General features: G+C 41.3%; 15 protein-coding genes and 2 pseudogenes. 5 read left to right on the top strand and 12 right to left on the bottom strand.

Annotated elements, in window-relative coordinates; translation table 11 throughout:
* Positions 1–309: 309 nt before the first annotated feature.
* Entirely contained in the window at positions 310–672 is a 363-nt protein-coding gene (locus QZ488_RS10485; RefSeq protein ID WP_293748348.1) for a hypothetical protein, read from the bottom strand.
* 207 nt (positions 673–879) lie between these two features.
* Here QZ488_RS10485 and QZ488_RS10480 point away from each other — a divergent pair.
* Positions 880–2,443 (top strand): annotated as a pseudogene (locus QZ488_RS10480) (IS1634 family transposase).
* A 182-nt stretch (positions 2,444–2,625) separates the two neighbouring features.
* Here QZ488_RS10480 and QZ488_RS10475 read toward each other — a convergent pair.
* A complete protein-coding gene (locus tag QZ488_RS10475; RefSeq protein WP_293748346.1) occupies positions 2,626–3,279 on the bottom strand; it encodes a TetR/AcrR family transcriptional regulator in 654 nt (217 codons plus the stop codon).
* Between the two features lie 88 nt (positions 3,280–3,367).
* On the opposite strand from QZ488_RS10475, the gene QZ488_RS10470 reads away from it, so the two are divergent.
* The 3 genes and pseudogenes from QZ488_RS10470 to QZ488_RS10460 form a co-directional block, all read left to right on the top strand.
* Positions 3,368–4,495, top strand: a complete 1,128-nt coding sequence (locus QZ488_RS10470) for a DUF2817 domain-containing protein (protein ID WP_293748344.1) — start codon at positions 3,368–3,370, stop codon at positions 4,493–4,495.
* Positions 4,492–5,280 carry a VOC family protein gene (locus tag QZ488_RS10465; protein ID WP_293748342.1) on the top strand — a complete coding sequence of 263 codons (789 nt, stop codon included), beginning with the start codon at positions 4,492–4,494 and terminating at the stop codon, positions 5,278–5,280. The genes QZ488_RS10470 and QZ488_RS10465 overlap by 4 nt, the downstream gene beginning before the upstream one ends.
* Positions 5,281–5,424: 144 nt before the next feature.
* Positions 5,425–6,038: pseudogene (locus QZ488_RS10460) on the top strand (transposase); the annotation flags it as partial.
* Positions 6,039–6,158: 120 nt separating this feature from the next.
* Here QZ488_RS10460 and QZ488_RS10455 read toward each other — a convergent pair.
* The 10 genes from QZ488_RS10455 to QZ488_RS10410 form a co-directional block, all read right to left on the bottom strand.
* The gene (locus tag QZ488_RS10455) at positions 6,159–6,491 is read right to left on the bottom strand and encodes a PfkB family carbohydrate kinase (RefSeq protein WP_293748339.1); all 333 of its coding nucleotides are present in this window, start codon (positions 6,489–6,491) and stop codon (positions 6,159–6,161) included.
* 58 nt (positions 6,492–6,549) lie between these two features.
* Positions 6,550–8,016 (bottom strand): mannitol dehydrogenase family protein, encoded by a 1,467-nt coding sequence (locus tag QZ488_RS10450; RefSeq protein WP_293748336.1) that lies wholly within the window; start codon positions 8,014–8,016, stop codon positions 6,550–6,552.
* Between the two features lie 4 nt (positions 8,017–8,020).
* Complete coding sequence (gene uxaC, locus QZ488_RS10445) at positions 8,021–9,439, bottom strand: glucuronate isomerase (RefSeq protein ID WP_293748334.1); 1,419 nt, start codon at positions 9,437–9,439, stop codon at positions 8,021–8,023.
* Positions 9,440–9,452: 13 nt separating this feature from the next.
* The gene (locus QZ488_RS10440) at positions 9,453–10,937 is read right to left on the bottom strand and encodes an altronate dehydratase family protein (RefSeq protein ID WP_293748332.1); all 1,485 of its coding nucleotides are present in this window, start codon (positions 10,935–10,937) and stop codon (positions 9,453–9,455) included.
* A 123-nt stretch (positions 10,938–11,060) separates the two neighbouring features.
* A complete protein-coding gene (locus QZ488_RS10435) occupies positions 11,061–12,077 on the bottom strand; it encodes a LacI family DNA-binding transcriptional regulator (RefSeq protein WP_293748330.1) in 1,017 nt (338 codons plus the stop codon).
* A gap of 164 nt (positions 12,078–12,241) precedes the next feature.
* On the bottom strand, positions 12,242–13,546 hold the full coding sequence (locus tag QZ488_RS10430; protein ID WP_293748328.1) for a TRAP transporter large permease: 1,305 nt from the start codon (positions 13,544–13,546) through the stop codon (positions 12,242–12,244).
* Positions 13,546–14,034 carry a TRAP transporter small permease gene (locus QZ488_RS10425; RefSeq protein WP_293748326.1) on the bottom strand — a complete coding sequence of 163 codons (489 nt, stop codon included), beginning with the start codon at positions 14,032–14,034 and terminating at the stop codon, positions 13,546–13,548. Before QZ488_RS10425 ends, QZ488_RS10430 begins: the two co-directional genes overlap by 1 nt.
* A 2-nt stretch (positions 14,035–14,036) precedes the next feature.
* A complete protein-coding gene (locus tag QZ488_RS10420; RefSeq protein ID WP_293748352.1) occupies positions 14,037–14,975 on the bottom strand; it encodes a TRAP transporter substrate-binding protein in 939 nt (312 codons plus the stop codon).
* Positions 14,976–15,044: 69 nt separating this feature from the next.
* The gene (gene kduI / locus QZ488_RS10415) at positions 15,045–15,890 is read right to left on the bottom strand and encodes a 5-dehydro-4-deoxy-D-glucuronate isomerase (RefSeq protein ID WP_293748324.1); all 846 of its coding nucleotides are present in this window, start codon (positions 15,888–15,890) and stop codon (positions 15,045–15,047) included.
* Positions 15,891–15,917: 27 nt separating this feature from the next.
* Positions 15,918–16,679 carry a glucose 1-dehydrogenase gene (locus QZ488_RS10410; protein ID WP_293748321.1) on the bottom strand — a complete coding sequence of 254 codons (762 nt, stop codon included), beginning with the start codon at positions 16,677–16,679 and terminating at the stop codon, positions 15,918–15,920.
* Positions 16,680–16,863: 184 nt separating this feature from the next.
* Here QZ488_RS10410 and QZ488_RS10405 point away from each other — a divergent pair, with 184 nt between their 5' ends.
* Positions 16,864–17,217, top strand: a complete 354-nt coding sequence (locus tag QZ488_RS10405; RefSeq protein WP_293748319.1) for a hypothetical protein — start codon at positions 16,864–16,866, stop codon at positions 17,215–17,217.
* Position 17,218: the final 1 nt, after the last annotated feature.

The raw sequence follows: 17,218 nt of genomic DNA, 5'->3' as shown, positions 1-17,218 counted from the left end.
CTGTGCTGGGATCATAGACCACCTCCTTATTAACTGTAATTATATACAGTATTGCAACAGTTTACAAAAACATAGCCTATAAAAAACTTAGATCTCGACTTCCAAAAATACAATTATCCATTACCAGAAAAATTAATAACCTTGAGTTTATGGCGCTGATTCTTATTGAACACTTAGTTTTTTCAATTCAAAGTCGTCTTTTTCACCCATTAATTGTAAATCTAAATGTTGTTATTAAATAGCAAAATGCCGTACAAAAGTACGGCATTTTAGTTTTACATGCAGCGGTATTCACTGCCTATTGCAACGTTATAAGTTTTCTACTTTTACACTACCAATCACTACGGTGCCGCCACTTTCAGTACGTAATTGTAAGAAAGATTGAGTAGTGGCAACGAAGCCTTCAATGATCAATGTACCAGGAGTTAAATTGGTAATTTGTTCAGCATAAAACTTGGAGCTACCACCATGCATAGATTTACTACTGCTGCTGGTGTTGTTATCTACATAGACTTGGAAGTTATTATCAGCATCAGGATCACTGACACTGATAATTTCAATTTCCACCTGATAAGGTTGACTTAAATCGAGCACTCCTCGCCCTTCAATATCATCACCAGACGTATCAGTACCAACCAAAGTATCACCTAAACTGAAACGAGCACTTGTCATGGTTAACTCACCATCAGCGATTGAGATACCGCTACCACCAACAGTGATAGCATAAAACTGTCATTCCGCACATAATTTAGAATTAAAATATCGGGTGTTTATTGAACAACATGTTCACTCATTGATCACTTGAACCCAATTCTTCAAAAATAAGTTGACGGCGATCCCCGTTCTTGATCTATTACTCACTTTTGCGAGTGATTTTCCATGCCATCAACTGCATCTTACACAACGAAAAGACTAGACCAACTTGGATTAGTTGCCAGATTTTGCCAGGAAATTGGTTTGGCCACTATCATTGATAATGCGTTGGGGACGTCAGAGCGCAGACAAGTAAGCTACGGTCAGCTTTTTACCGCCATGTTGTTGAATGGTCTGGGGTTTACCGGGCGAACATTACATATGTATAGCGAGTTCTTTGATGACAAACCGGATTCCCGACTGATTGGCGAAGGCATTGAAGCATCACATATCAACGATGATGCGTTGGGTCGTTGCCTTGATGCGCTCTATGATGAAGGGGTTTCTGGCCTGTACCAGCAAATTGCCGAAAAGGTCGTTGACCACCTAAAATTGCCCTGTGAATTCACCCATTTAGATTCAACCAGCTTTCATTACGATGGCAAGGCCAACTCGGACGAAGAAGCTCCAACCGCCATTCACATTACCAAAGGGGATTCCCGTGATCATCGACCGGAGCTCAATCAGGTTGTACTTAACCTGATATGCGAAAACCTCTCTGGAATTACCGTTTATATGCAGGCTCAAAGCGGTAATATCAACGACGTAGAGGGATTTAAAAAGATAGTAAAATCTCATGTCAGCAGCCTTAAAGCCGCCCAGAAATTTCGCTATTTAGTGGCTGATGCCGCATTGTATGTCAAGGACATACATCGTTGAATTGAATGCACTGCGCCAATTGTTTATTACGCGAGTGCCGCAAAAACTCAAAGAAGCAAAAACGCTGATACAAAGTGCAAGTTTACTGACATTTGAGCCCATTTGTGACGGCTACCAAGGTGTCTGGCACACTAGCCATTATGGTGATGTTGAGCAGAAATGGTTACTTATCCATAGTGAGCAAGCAACGAAACAAGAGCACCATACCCTAAATTCTCGGATGTTTAAGCAGGCAGAAGGGAGTCGCAAGACCTTCAAAAAATTATGCCAACAAGCGTTTGCTTGTCGCACAGATGCCCATACAGCGATTGAGCAATGGCAGGAAAAACAAGCCACACTGGCAGTCGAAGCCACAGTGCTTGAAGTACGGGTTTATAAAGGCAAGGGGCGACCTGGTACAAATCAACAACCCGTTCGCATCTATTATTAAATCAGCGGTGCGCTATACACGGCATTGGAAAAGCGCGATGAAGCCACCAAACAGCTTGGCCTGTTTATCCTTGCGACCAATGATATTAAGGGCTCATTGAGCATGGCCGAAATGCTCAGTACGTATAAATCCCAGCAAGCCGTTGAAAAAGGTTTCAGATTCCTTAAAAGCCCCGATTTTTTAACGTCGGCATTTCGCCTCAAAAAACCGGAACGTATAGAAGCCCTACTAATGGTCATGACGACGTGCTTAATGGTGTATGCAGCATTAGAGCACACGATCAGTGAGAAATTAAAAGCGCAGGATGAATACTTCCCTGATATGAAAAAGAAGCCAACGCAAACCCCAACGGCTCGCAGGGTATTCCAGTGCTTTGCGGGTATTGATCTGCTTACGATTAATGAGCAGCAAACGCTGCTATTAAATATTAAAGACAGGTAATCCGTCATAATTAAAATTTTAGGTATAAATTATCAGCGAATAGATTCCTAAAATGCTGCGGAATGTCGGATGCATAGTAACCACAGAAAAAGTTGTGGAAATTGTCATCAAAAAAAGAGTACGCTGTACCACGACCCCTTTTATTAATGAGCGGCTCATTATTATGGATGACCGGTTAATAGTTATGCCGAAAGCAAACCAGAAGTTAACATACGGCTCATGGATGTGACTCGAGCTCGTATAATATCAGTTTCAAAAGCATCTCGACCAAGAATATTACTAATTTGTTGTTCAATTAGAACTGGCCCTAATTGAAGGAATATAAATTGGAAAATTGCCCACGTTCGATCTCTGCCATCGGGTAATTGCTGAGTCACATCCAACCGCTCAACAAAGTTCTTGACCGTATTAAAGTAAACCTCGAATGAATCCTTCGCTTCTTTATCGTTGCTTATTGCGAGCTGACCAAGATATTTAAAGTATTTTATCTTCGGATACACCTCAACAATTAACCGCTGCGTCATTTTCTCAACTTGTTGGTCGGCTGACTCGAGAGCATTAACTTCAAAGACCACAGCGAAAATCGACGCGATTTCTCTCTGGACGGCCTTGTTACTCGCAGATTTTAAACCCGCTTTACTGCCAAAGTAGTGTCGCACTAAACCTAGCGACACATCTGCCCTAAGAGCAACCTGACGCAGATTCAGTGACTCAAATCCACCATCGGCGATTAAGTTAATCGCCGCTTCTAATAAATCTGCCTCTCGATTCGCCCGCTCGTTCGCCTTTGGCCGGCCAGCCGGGCGAATATCATTACTTTTACTATCCTGAGACATTTTTATATCGCCTGTTGATTTAATTATACAGCTGTATAATAATTGAAATCAGTTAATACGTAAAATTCATATGTAAAGGTAACACATAGTGAAGAACATACCTCCGACCAAACCTTCAGTATTTAGCGATGACTACCAATCTGCTCGTGAGCAATTTCTTAACGCTGCAAAAGCTGCGTCAGCAACGACCGAATCGTATATACATCCATCAGCGCAAGGCCCCGATGGCGAAACACTAAGTATAGATACAGCTTGGATCGGACCGCGCGATGCCTCTAGCGTAATGATCATGATTTGCGGAACCCATGGTCCGGAGAGTTTTACGGGAGCAGCGATACAACTTGACTGGCTCCAATCCGGCGCATATCTTCCGTCTTCGTCTATGAGTATGTTGCTTATACACGCAGCTAATCCATTTGGTTGGGCGCACTGCAGTCGCACCACAGAACACAATGTCGACCTGAATAGGAACTTCATAGACCATCCTAATAAATTAGCAGAAACCGGCTTAACGCGATCTATTCAAAACATACTGTGTCGCTCAACATCTCGAGGGCCGCGTTTTAATCACATAATGCTTAGCCTTGGAAAGCTTTTGGTCAGTACCGGATCGGCTAAATTACAGAATGAAATTTCGCAGGGTCAATATAGCTACTCATGCGGAATTGGATTTGGCGGTCATCGTGCTGAATGGTCTAACACTTCAATTAAGACCATTTTACACCGCAATCTAGAGCATGCGGAGCACGTAACGATAATAGACTGGCACACCGGTATTGGTCAGTATGGTGAACCCTGTTTTTTATGTTTTGATGAAATCACAACGCCTGAGTATCAGCGTGCAATAAAGACATGGGGAGAAAAAATAAGGAACAGTAATGCAAGCTATACATCTGGTGAACGCCCAGAATATCATGGTTTACTTATTAATGCTGCACGCGACGCAGTTAAAGCCTGCGGGGCAAAAGCAACGACATGCGTTATTGAATTTGGAACATACTCCAATTTCAAAATGCTAAAGGCTCTTCTGATAGACCGTTGGCTGCGCTTTGATGCGCACACTTCAAGGCCAAAAAGAAAACTCAAGCTAAAGGAGAAAATGCTCCGCTCTTTTTACCCAACCGATACGCAATGGCGCGCCAACGTGCTGCGCCATGGCGAAAAAATCATCGCGGATAGCTTGGCTGGTCTTCATGCTCAGGAGGTAAAGGCGTGACTCAATTAAGTTTTGACCATGCTGTTATTCTCGTACCTGATCTCAAAAACGCGGTAAGTCAGTTTTCCAAACTGGGCTTTGTTGTTACTCTAAGCGGTGAGCATGAACATACGTGTAACGCATTGATTATTTTTAACGATCAAACGTATATCGAACTTCTTGCACTAAAAAAATCATGGTCTCGCCCCTTGTTAAGAGCAGTAGCTAAAATTGGTGTGATCGATCATATTGCTCGCAGAAAGTCCGATGTATCCTGGCGATTAATGCGTTGGATTGGCTGCAGTTATGGAGCGCTTGATTGGTGTATTCGTGTTGACGATATGCAGACTGCGCGTGCTTGCTACCAAGCGAACGACTTGCCTCTCTTGGAAGATATTAATTACCAAAGGCTTCGTCCGGACGGAAAAGTGGCCCGCTGGCTGCTGGGAAGTGCCAAAGATCTTGATCTTCCTTTCCTTATAAAAGATCAGACTCCCATCGACATACGCATACCACTCGGGAAAAACACTGAGCACCCTAATGGAGCCTCAGGCTTTAAGCGCATCCATGTCACAGTAAAAGACGCAACCAACGTTGCTAATTGCCTAAACGCTTTTTTTGATTCTCAGACAATGGAGAAAGATTCAATGACTTCAGTAAGTAAATTAAAAGCACAAATTGTTTGCTCCGACAAAACACCTGCCAAACTTGGAAAATTTAGCTTAGAACTCGAGTATTCAGGTAAAGCAACCAAACTGCTTGACGTTCAAAGAACATACGGCACGCAAATTTGGTTGACGTCGTAAGATTAAAAAATCACAAGAAACGAAAAATAAAAATATTCCATAGGAAGTCTAAAGCATCGCCTCGCACGATCGCTCATTTTGTGCGGGTTATGCAATGGCAAAATCGGGCCAGAGCAGGGGCTTGCGTCAGGCTGTGCCGCAAATGTGGCAGGCTTCAGTCTCCATGCAGGTGTCATGAGCAACGCACAGGATAGGGGTAAACTCGAAAGGTTGTGCCGTTATATTACCCGCTCTGGGGTATCAGAAAAAAGTTTGGCAATACCGACTTACGGTAAGGTGCGTTACCAACTCAAAACACCCTACCGTGACGGCACCACCGGTGACCGGCGCAGTCATGTAATTTTTGAACCCTTGGATTTTATTGCCCGTTTAGCGGCACTGGTGCCCAAACCCAGAGTTAATCTGACGCGCTTTCATGGTGTATTTGTGCGGGGTGGCCACCACCAAACAGTCGACACCGCGTGAGAATAACGCCTTCCTTCCGAAATAAGGCTAAACAAGCATTGCCGACAGGGCAGGAAAAAACACGGGCACAAAAACACCAATCGATGACTTGGGCGCAAAGACTTAAAAGGGTTTTTAACATAGACATTGAAACCTGTGAGCAATGCGGTGGTGCGGTTAAGGTTATAGCGAGCATCGAAGACCCATTGGTGATCCAAAAGATACTCAGTCATCTGAATACAAAAAATGACGAAGTCGTCGAATTACTGCCCCAACAAAGTAGAGCGCCGCCTCAGATAAGTCTGTTTGAATAAAAACCGTTGAGTAATAGATCATAAATCGCAAGCTTTCACGCCCGGAAGGATATAAGAGAGAGTGATTATGGAGAATTTGAGGCATCATCTAATATCATGTTATAAAAATGATGTTGTATTTTATCCATCATCACCATTCACCCTTAATTTATTATATTTACCAATATTCCTATGGTTATTCTTCGGTAAATTAGTATGGCTGCCCAAATTATGGTCTTCACTGCGCAAAACATATTCGCTGTTAATGCCCTCTTCGCTCATTCTTGCTAATAATTCACTACTTAAGAAATCATCACCTAAAGCGGTTAAATAACTAACAGAAACATTGGCTGCGCAGCGATTTAAATAAATCGCAGTATTGTAGGTATCGCCAGCAAACCCTTTGTGTAACGTATCGCCTTGTTTAGAAACAAGTTCAACCATACATTCACCAAACACAACAACTTTTTTCAAAATGTCTCTTTCCCTAAAAGAACTGAAGTCAAAATAAATGCAAATTCACACACTTTAATCATATTAAGTTTTCTAATATTTGACTGAAATTTTGCTTATTTATTTTGGCTAATGTAACTACGTGTTGTTTAACCTGAGAACAAAAATGAGGGTTGCTCGACAATTCAGCAAACACACTTTTAAGATTTAGAATTTCATCCACAAAAGCCAATGGTTCAGTTGAATATTTATTCGCTAATTCGAGTAACTCTGGGGCTAAGGGATCGACTAATTGTTGCCCTTGGGAATGTTGTTTTAGAATAAATAATGACCAAGCGGCTATAGGCACACACAACAGGGAAATACTTTGTTTATTTTGTAGATTATCCCTAATAGTATTCAAAATTCTGAAAGGTAACTTTTGTGAGCCGTCCCAAGCGATTTGCGACAAATAATGACGAATGTGTTGGTTGTGATAACGCTGCAAAATGTCATCTGCATACTGGGCTAAATCCATCTCTTGGGTTGCACCAATTGAAGGTAATATTTCAGTTACCAAAAGCTTACGAATAAACGCTTCAAAAGAAGGCTCACTGATTGCTTGATAAACGGTTTCTAAATCACACAATCTGCCCACGTATGCCAAGGTTGAATGTGTACCATTTAACACACGTAACTTTGCTTTCTCGTACAAGTAAACATCATGGGTAAAGGTAACACCTACCTTTTCCCAATCAGGTCTAGGGCCACTAAAGTTATCTTCTATTACCCACTGGGTGAAGGCTTCACGTTGAATTGGCAAAGCATCTTCCACACCTAATTCTTTTTCTGTTTGCTGTTTTAATTCTTCACTTGTCGCGGGGGTAATACTGTCAACCATAGTATTTGGAAAACAAATATTGTTAGCAATCCATTCACCTAGTGCAGGTTCAATAGCCTCAGCAAATGCAACTACCGCCTTGCCTAGTTTTGTACCGTTATCTGACAAGTTATCACAACTAATAATAGTCAATTGGTCAGCACCGCTATTTTTACGTTCTTTAAGCACTGCCACTAACAAACCAATGGCTGAAACGGGTTTATCCGGTGAAATTTTGTCTTTTTGAATATCAGAATTAGACCAATCCAATTCACCTGCACTATCTAAACAGTAGCCTTTTTCAGTTATGGTCAAAGAGATGATATGCGTCAGTGCATCACACATAGAAGACATAACTTGTTCTCTTTGATCACCCAATACAAAAATATTATTAAACGCAGCAATCGCTTGGATATAAGGATTTTCATCTAAGATAACCAACGAATAAAGATTGTCTTGGATAGCAAGTTTATCTCTAAGATCTCGGCTACGTAATGACACACCATCAATCTTCCAGTTACCACCTGAAGCAGACATGGCCAAATCCGTATATACCGCTTGATGAGCACGGTGAAACGCCCCCGGACCCAAATGCACAATACCTCGACCGGTGCTTTTTACATCATAAGTAGGCTTACGTATGTGTTTAGGAAGATGGGAAAGAGATTGGATATTCAATTGCGACATCTATTTATTTCTCTAATTTATAAGCTTTTTTGGCTAAGTTATAGGACAAATCTACTGCTAACTCAGCAGCTTCATCTTCACTTATTCTGTGTTCAACCACTAAGTTAGCCAAGAACCGACAATCGATTCTTCTTGCTACATCATGGCGAGCAGGAATAGATAAAAATGCACGAGTATCATCATTGAAGCCAACTGTATTATAAAAACCAGCAGTTTCAGTTACTTGATGTCTAAAACGTAACATGCCTTCAGGACTATCGTGGAACCACCATGCTGGGCCTAGTTTCAACGATGGATAATGTCCAGCCAAAGGCGCTAATTCACGGGCATATACTGTTTCGTCAAGAGTAAACAAAATAACATTCAAGCGAGGATCGCTGCCGTATTTATCAAGCATAGGTTTCAACGCATTGACATATTCTGTTTGCATCGGAATATCTGCGCCTTTATCACGACCAAACTTAGTAAATAAGTTGGCGTTATGATTTCGAAATGCGCCAGGATGGATTTGCATTACCATGCCATCTTCCACACTCATTCCGGCTAATTCAGTTAACATTTGCGCACGAAACAATTCTTGCTCTTGTGCAGTTGATTGACCACTCAAGCAGCGACTAAATAATGCTTCACACTCACCTAGGGATAAATCCGCTGTAGCAGCAGTTGGATGACCATGATCTGTTGCTGTTGCACCATGGCTACGGAACACTTCACGACGCATGCGTAATGCTTGTAAGTATCCTTGCCAATCGGTGGTATTCTCACCGGTCATTCCGCCTAACTTAATCACATTATCTTCAAAGTCAGCTCTTGATGCATCCACTACATCATCAGGACGAAAAGACGTGATAACGCGTTTATCCCAGCCAGTACCTTTCAATACTCCATGGTGAGTTAGGGGATCCAATGCACCTTCGGTAGTTGCAATCACTTCAATATTAAAACGGTCCATCAATGCTCTGGGTCTATATTCGGGTTTAGCTAATTCGCTAGTAATATGTTCGTAGTATTCCATGCTATTGCCACTACACAACATGTCGGTCATTCCGAACACATCTTTAAATACTGTATCTAACCACATTCTAGAGGGGGTACCAGGAAACAAATGATAATGTTTGGCAAACAATGACCAAATTTTACGTGGATCGGTTTCGCTCTCTCCGCCATCCCATCTTGGAATACCTAAAGATTCTAGGGAGATACCTTGGCTATATAGCATTCTAAACACATAGTGATCTGGGAGAATGAGCAATTCAGTGGCGTTACCAAAACTTTCGTTATAGGCAAACCAGCGAGGATCTGTATGACCATGAGGACTAATGATCGGCAAAGAACGAACAGATTGATAAAGATTACGGGCGATATCTCGCGTAGTTTTGTCCGCAGGAAATAACCGATCTTCATGTAATAATATTGGTTTCATATCAATCTCTTAATTATAGGGTAACGCCACGTTTCCAAATGGCTATTTCATGGCTGCCATTTTTCTCATTGCAGCTCAATTTTCCTGAAGCAGTTTCAAGACAAAGTTGGTACAACTGCATTGCACAGTCATCTAAAGACAAACCGTGTAACACTTGACCTGCGTCGAAATCTATCCAATGTGGTTTTTGTTGTTTTAACTTCGTATTGGACGATATTTTCAGTGTGGGTACAGGGAACCCGAGCGGTGTACCACGCCCGGTGGTAAACAAAATAATATGTGCACCGCTTGCCGCAAGAGCAGTAGAACTAACAGCATCGTTGCCCGGTGCTTGCAATAGCGATAAACCAGTGGTTTGTAATGATTGCCCATATTTAAGCACATCACAGACTTGAGCTTGCCCGCCTTTTTGCACGGCACCTAAGGATTTTTCTTCTAAAGTTGTCAACCCACCAGCTTTATTACCCGGCGATGGGTTTTCGTAAATGGGTTGGTTATTATCAATAAAGTACTGTTTGAATTCATTAATTAACTGAACAATGCCCTCAAACACACCTTTATTTACTGCTCGGTTCATTAACAGTTGTTCAGCCCCAAACATTTCTGGCGTTTCAGTTTGTAGTACTGAGCCCCCCATATTGGTCATTAAATCAGTCATACGACCAACCAAAGGATTAGCGGTAATACCACTAAAAGCATCACTTCCACCACACTTAACACCTATTACAAGCTCTCTGGCTGGAATGGTTTCTCTTTTATCATTGGCGACTACCGATAATAAAGATTCAACTAATTGAACCCCCTCTTCTATTTCATCCACCACTTCTTGGGAATTAAAATATCGTAGTCTATTTGCGGGTTGTTCGACTTCTTCAATTAGCGATGAAAGTTGATTGTTTTCGCAACCTAAACCTACTACCAATACAGCACCAGCGTTTGGGTGGGAAGCTAACGCCGCAAGTATAGATCGAGTATCATTTAAATCATCACCTAATTGTGAACAACCAAATGGGTGTGTATAAGAACGAAAGCCATCACACTTGTCGGAAAAACGTTTTTCGCATTCTTGGGCAATACGTTCGGCGGTGCGGTTTACACAGCCAACAGTGTTGATAATCCAAATTTCATTACGAATACCCACTTTGCCATTTTCACGGCGATAGCCTAAAAATGTATCGGTTGAATCGATGCTTTGATTGGCCTGGTTAATAGGTGAGTAAGAATAAGATTCTGCGCCACTCAATCCAGTACATAGATTGTGACTATGAACATGCTCTCCGGCTTTAATAACCTGAGTAGTTTGACCTATGGGATAACCGTATTTATATACACTTTTGTTTGCTTCAAGATCGCAAAGGGCGACTTTATGACCAGCAGGCACGTTTTCTCGCAACAAAACGCCGCTAGACTTGTCCAATACCCCTTCAGCTAAAGCTGAGGTACAAACGCCAACATTGTCATTTGGATGAACGCGAATAATCTGAATCTGCTGTTGCATGTGTTACCTAAAAGTAATAATTAAAATTAAATAAATGGTTGTATAAACACCAGCCAAATCATTATGCCACCGGTGGCATTTTAGGTCAAGAAGGGTTTTAGTTCAATAGATTAAAGGGATTTTTTATACTCTTCTTGTGGACTCTCGAATAATAAGGTGCGGTTTAACTAAGTATTCTTCCTCTATGTCCAACTTCGCACCTTCGATTGCCGCTATAATTTTCTTTGCAGCAAGTTGGGCCATGTCAGATACTGGTCGTTGAATCGTAGTAAGTGACGGGATCACTCTAGAGGCCAATAAGTTATCATCGAAACCAGCAATCGATAATTGCTCAGGTACACTGATCCCCATCTCATGGGCTACTTTCAATACCCCTGCAGCCATTTCATCGGTATTAGCAAAAATAACTTGCGGTCGAGGACTTTGAATTAACAAGCGACGGGCGCAACTTATCCCACTCTCATAGCTATTTTCACCTTCAATAATGCGTTCTTCGGGTATCTCAACCCCAAGTAAATTTAGGGTTTGGCAAAAGCCTTCTAAACGTTCGATTGATGAGCAAAACTGTTTAGGCCCACTAATAACAGCCATATTGCTGTGTCCAAGGGAAACTAAATAACGAGCTAAATCGCTGAGGGCTGCACGATCATCAGATACCACCATATTCGCATGATCATCTAAATCAACCGATGCCATTCTGACATATTTTATTTTTTGTTCTCTGAGAGAGGACGCCAATTCCTTAGATTCAGATACTGGCGAAAGAATTATCACACCGTCAATATTCGAACGCTTAACAAAATTACTGCAATCATCTATAAAATCATTATTACGGTAAGTACAGGGGTGTACGACCAATTCGTAGCCTTTAGCCGAGCAAATTTTTAATACCCCACGTTGTACTTGGTCAATAAACATTGCATCTGGGTTGTCATATATCAAACCCAACAAATAAGAACGATTAGCAGCTAAACCCCGAGCTTGTTTATCTGGGGAAAAGTTTAACTCGCTAATCACTTGATCTATTTTTTCACGCGTGGCTTTACCAACGTTGGTTGCACCATTAATAACTCTAGATACAGTGCGTTTTGAAACACCAGAGAGTCTAGCTACATCATTTATTGTGGGGCGTTTTTGCATTCAATATTTCACTCATTATTATTATTCTCTTAGTATGAATTTATCAACACCAAGAAGCTATTTAACTATCACGCTAGAGCAGGTGCTTTCTCACTCACACCTAGCGCCAAGTTATGCTGTATATACCCTACTTAAGAAAAAACAACCATGCATTGCCAAATATGTTAACGCTCAATAAATCCAAACATAGCAGGAATAGCTTCACTAAACCAAGGGAAATACGTGACTAACATCAAAACAAAAAACATTGCGACATATAGTGGCAGCAAAGGTTTAATGATCTCTTCGAGTTTTGTTTTGGCAATCGCACACGTTATGAATAATACCGCTCCTACAGGTGGCGAACATAGACCTATTGATAAATTTAAAACAATCATAATACCGAACTGAATGGGCGACATACCCAATTGCTCTGCTACAGGTAAAAAGATGGGGGTAAATATCAATACAGCCGGGGTCATATCCAAGAATGCGCCAACGGCAATCAGTAACAAATTAATCAGTAACAGAATAATGATAGGATTGTCACTAATATCCAACATAAACTCACTTAAGGCTTGTGGAATATTTTCAATAGACAGTACCCAAGACATTGCAGTAGAGGCGGCAATTAACAACATCACAATAGCCGTTGTTTCAGCCGATTTTAATAAAATTTCCGGCAGCTCTTTTACTTTGACTTCACGGTAAAACCCAACAGACAGCATCAATGCGTATACAACAGCAATCGCCCCAGCTTCTGTTGCAGTAAATATACCGCCAACAATTCCACCTATTATCAAGAAGATCAAAAATAGACTAGGAATAGCAGCTAACACTTTAGTTGCAACAACCGACAAAGGTAGTCTGTCAGATAAAGGATATCCCTTACGTTTGGCATAGACATAACACACCAACATCAATGCTAACCCCACCATAATCCCTGGTAAGTAACCGGCCATAAATAACGCGGCAATAGAGACGCCACCACTTGCGATAGCATAAACAATAAGAATGTTACTGGGAGGAATTAACATACCAGTGGTGGATGCTGCAGCGGTCACTGCGGCACTAAAGTTTGGATCATATCCGGCTTTTTTCATTTCTGGCAGCATAAAACTACCAATGGCTGATGTTGCTGCCACGGCTGAACCAGAAATGGCACCAAATAACATACAAGAAACAACATTAACCAAAGCCAAACCGCCTGGTAAGGCGCCTATCAAAGCCATAGCACATTCAATTAGACGTTTTGCTATGCCTCCCCTGCCCATTAATAAGCCAGACAACACAAAGAATGGGATAGCCAATAAGGCGAAACTATTCAAACCGCCGGCCATTCGCTGAGCAACGGTTGCTAAAGCAGGCAGTGTGTCAATATTGATTAACATAACCAGCATGGTAGACAATCCGATACAAATCGATATCGGCACGTTAATTAACAATAGTGCAAAAAATACGACTACTAAGACAATAGCTGTCATTTCCATTATAAAGGCTCCTCTGGATCAGCTATCCACAAATTATAAATATTGATTAGGCTATAAAATACAAACAATGCGCCAGAAATAGGCAGAACGGTATATATGAACCCCATACGTATTCCCAAAGAAGCAGAAATCTGATCGAGATCCAAGGTAATAATGACTAATTCTTTGCCGCCGACGATTAAAGCTAGTGCACTAAATGTGATAACTAATACTTCTACTATTGTCAGCAACATCCTGCGAGTCGCTTTAGTTTGTCTATCAACAATTAGATTAAATCCAAGGTGGGATTTTTTACGATAAGCATATGCCGAGCCCAAGATCCCCACCCATATCAAAATAAAACGCGACAGTTCTTCTGTAACCGAGGCGGGATCTTTAAGAATAAAACGAGAAATAACCTGCCAAATAACCGTTAATAAAATGGCTGACATGGCACAAATTAATGAAAACCCTAGGCTTTGATCGACTAATTTAATAAATTTACGCATAGTTACATCGCCCCAATTTCTGCCATAAGATCACCTACAGGTGAATTGGCAAAACTGTCATGAAAAGGTTTAACTGCGTCGACAAAAGCTTGTTTATCAGGATAAATTACTTCCACACCGGCCTCTATTACTTTTGCTAAGGAGTCTTTTGTGGATTGTTCCCATAATTTACGTTGATAGATAACTGAATCAGCCATTGCTTTTTCAAGCCACTCTTGTTGTTGAGGATTTAAACTATCCCACACGTGTAAAGAGCATAAAAGCACATCAGGCACAGCCGTATGTTCGTCTAACGAATAGTAACCAGCAATCTCATAGTGACGAGAGATATAATAACTAGGAGGGTTATTCTCCGCACCATCTACCACACCTTGTTGTAAGGCGGTATATAATTCCCCCCAAGACACTGGCGTAGCGGCTGCCCCCATAGCTCTGACTGTTTTCACTGCAGTAGGACTATTCAGTACCCGTATTTTTAGCCCTTTAAGATCGGCTGGCGCATGAATCGGTTTGTTGGTCGTATAAAAACTGCGACTCCCCGCATCGTAATATCCCATACCTTTTAGTCTGAAAGATTCCAAACCTTCAAGTAAAGATCTGCCGATATCACTATTAAGTACTTTCCAAAAATGCGCATTATCCCGAAAAACATAAGGAATACTAAAAATTTGCATGGCTGGTGCAAATCCTTCTAATGGGCTTGCAGACACTTTAGTCATAGCCAGTGAACCAATCTGTAGTAGCTCAAGCATTTCGCGCTCAGTACCTAACTGTCCCCCAGCATATATTTTAACGGTCATCTGGCCATTCGAATATTCAGTTAATCGCTCTCCTAAAAACACCATAGCTTTATGCACTGAATGTTGCACATCCAGAGAGTGACCTAAACGCAACACCACATTTTCATTCCTTTTTGTACTACCACCGCAAGAAATCAGCATCAGAGTAAGTGTCAATAACATGGCTTTTAACCCATACTTATTCATCTGGGACATTGATATCTCCAATAACTAACGTAAATCACTAGCAAGAAATTTATCCATATCGTCATAGTCAAGATTTTCACCCGTCATTCCCCAGATAAATGCATAATTTGATGTCCCTGCTCCGCAATGAATTGACCAAGGTGGCGAAAGCACAGCTTGTTCATTACTAACAAAAAGATGTCTAGTTTGTTTTGGTTCGCCCATAAAATGGCAAACTGCTTGCTCTGGCTCAACGTCAAAATAGAAATACACTTCATTTCTACGATCATGTTGATGAGCTGGCATAGTGTTCCAAATACTGCCCGGTTTAAGCCGGGTAAGGCCCATTTGTAATTGGCAGGTATCAACTACAGTGTTAATAAGTAATTGATTGATGTCTCTTTCGTTACATGTTGCCGGTGACCCCATGTGCAACACATTAGCCTCTTGTTTTCCGACTTTTTTACTCGGATAGGCATGATGAGCTGGTGCTGAATTAAGATAGAACTTTGCTGGATTAGCCGCATCGTTTGAGTAAAACGTAACGTTATGTTCACCTTTACCAATATACAGGGCTTCTTCTCGCTCTAATTGGTAAATATCACCATTTACCTCAACTTTACCGCTGCCACCCACATTAATAATGCCCAGTTCTCGACGAGCCGTGAAAAATTCAGTTTTGAGCAAATCAGAGATGGTATCTAACACTAGCGGAGAACCTGTAGGCACTGCGCTACCCACCATAAAACGCTCATAATGGCTGTAGACCCAATATATTTTACCCGCCTGCATTAACTTATCCGCTAAAAATGCGTCTCTAAGTTGCTCAGTATCGTAAGCTTTCGCTTCATTTTGTCCAACCGCATAACGAACTTCATAATCTTTATTCATATCAATGTGCCTAAAATTTTATTTAATTTAACGAGCTAGAAAACCACCATCAACAGCCAAAATATGACCATTGACATAGTTACTGACTTCACTGGCTAGAAATACTACTGCACCTTTCAAGTCTTCAGTTTCGCCCCAACGTCCGGCTGGGATGCGATTACAAATGTCTTTGCTGCGTTGCTGATCATCTTGCAGAGCTTGAGTATTGTCAGTTCGAATATAACCAGGCGCAATGCCATTTACCTGAACATTAAACTGGCCCCATTCGTTAGCTAAGGCTTTAGTCAATCCTGCAATAGCATGCTTACTAGCTGTATAGGCGGGTACGGTAATTCCTCCGCTATAACTCAACATAGACGCTGTGTTAATTATTTTTCCGCTGCCCTGCTTAATCATGGCTTTGCCAATTTGTTGACTTAATAGGAAGGCAGAATCTACATTAACTGTGAGCACTTTTTGCCATTCTGACATAGGAAAGTCCACGGCAGGACTACGGAAAATGGTGCCACCGTTATTCACCAAAACATCAATACCACCGAACAATCCCAGCGCATCATCAGCCAATTTTTGCACGGCTTGCATATCTGACAAATCAGCAAATAATTGCACCGCCTTCTGCTGTTTGAGCTCATTTATTAATGCAACCGTTTGACTACAACCATTTTCTGATGAGCTTGCACAAATTACCTGCGCACCAGACTCTGCAAGTGCAATTGCCAAAGATTGGCCAATTCCCCTACTTGCCCCTGTAACCAGTGCCCGTTTGCCAATCAAGCTAAAATTTGGCATATGATTTCTCCGTAAAATGATTCAAATACAATTATCTATCTTATTTTTTAACGCCATTTCCACTGTTAGGTATAGCAGCGATTTTTACAATCTTAACAATTAATTAAAGCAAATGCTACCGGTGGCATTTATGAAATTATTAGTGCATAGTTATGTTATTAGGTTAGATAATTTAGGGGGTTACATGAATAAATTTAAATTAGCATTAAGTCTATCAATCATTCTTTCAACTACGGGGTGTGATTCCCCTAATTCACAAACCAAACCAGACGTTATGCTTAAAAACCCTGCAGACGGTGGTGCAATTACCCAGTTAATTTCAGTTAGTGTTTCGCCTGAGAAACTAAAAGAGTTAGGCCAATTAAATACGCTAGGTTTTGACTCTGAATGGCGAACGTTGGCAAATGGAGAAAAGGTTTTAGATATATTAGTCGACCTTGCTCCCGGAGAAGAAAAATTAGTTTCCTTATCTTCTAACAGTCAAACGGTCGAAGATGTGACCTATGCCGAATTAGCCGTACGCACCGCTGGGCAATGAC

It is taken from the genome of uncultured Paraglaciecola sp., assembly GCF_913020055.1.
GTDB lineage: Bacteria > Pseudomonadota > Gammaproteobacteria > Enterobacterales > Alteromonadaceae > Paraglaciecola.
Note: the sequence above shows the minus strand (reverse complement) of the source record. Positions and strands in the feature narration are given on the sequence as shown.

Coding starts and splice junctions, on each gene's coding strand:
- QZ488_RS10475 (WP_293748346.1), bottom strand. CDS start 3,279: ATGTCTCAGGATAGTAAAAGTAATGATATTCGCCCGGCTGGCCGGCCA.
- uxaC (WP_293748334.1), bottom strand. CDS start 9,439: ATGAAACCAATATTATTACATGAAGATCGGTTATTTCCTGCGGACAAA.
- QZ488_RS10425 (WP_293748326.1), bottom strand. CDS start 14,034: ATGCGTAAATTTATTAAATTAGTCGATCAAAGCCTAGGGTTTTCATTA.
- kduI (WP_293748324.1), bottom strand. CDS start 15,890: ATGAATAAAGATTATGAAGTTCGTTATGCGGTTGGACAAAATGAAGCG.
- QZ488_RS10405 (WP_293748319.1), top strand. CDS start 16,864: ATGAATAAATTTAAATTAGCATTAAGTCTATCAATCATTCTTTCAACT.
- QZ488_RS10450 (WP_293748336.1), bottom strand. CDS start 8,016: ATGTCGCAATTGAATATCCAATCTCTTTCCCATCTTCCTAAACACATA.
- QZ488_RS10440 (WP_293748332.1), bottom strand. CDS start 10,937: ATGCAACAGCAGATTCAGATTATTCGCGTTCATCCAAATGACAATGTT.
- QZ488_RS10430 (WP_293748328.1), bottom strand. CDS start 13,546: ATGGAAATGACAGCTATTGTCTTAGTAGTCGTATTTTTTGCACTATTG.
- QZ488_RS10420 (WP_293748352.1), bottom strand. CDS start 14,975: ATGCTGATTTCTTGCGGTGGTAGTACAAAAAGGAATGAAAATGTGGTG.
- QZ488_RS10410 (WP_293748321.1), bottom strand. CDS start 16,679: ATGCCAAATTTTAGCTTGATTGGCAAACGGGCACTGGTTACAGGGGCA.
- QZ488_RS10485 (WP_293748348.1), bottom strand. CDS start 672: ATGACAAGTGCTCGTTTCAGTTTAGGTGATACTTTGGTTGGTACTGAT.
- QZ488_RS10435 (WP_293748330.1), bottom strand. CDS start 12,077: ATGCAAAAACGCCCCACAATAAATGATGTAGCTAGACTCTCTGGTGTT.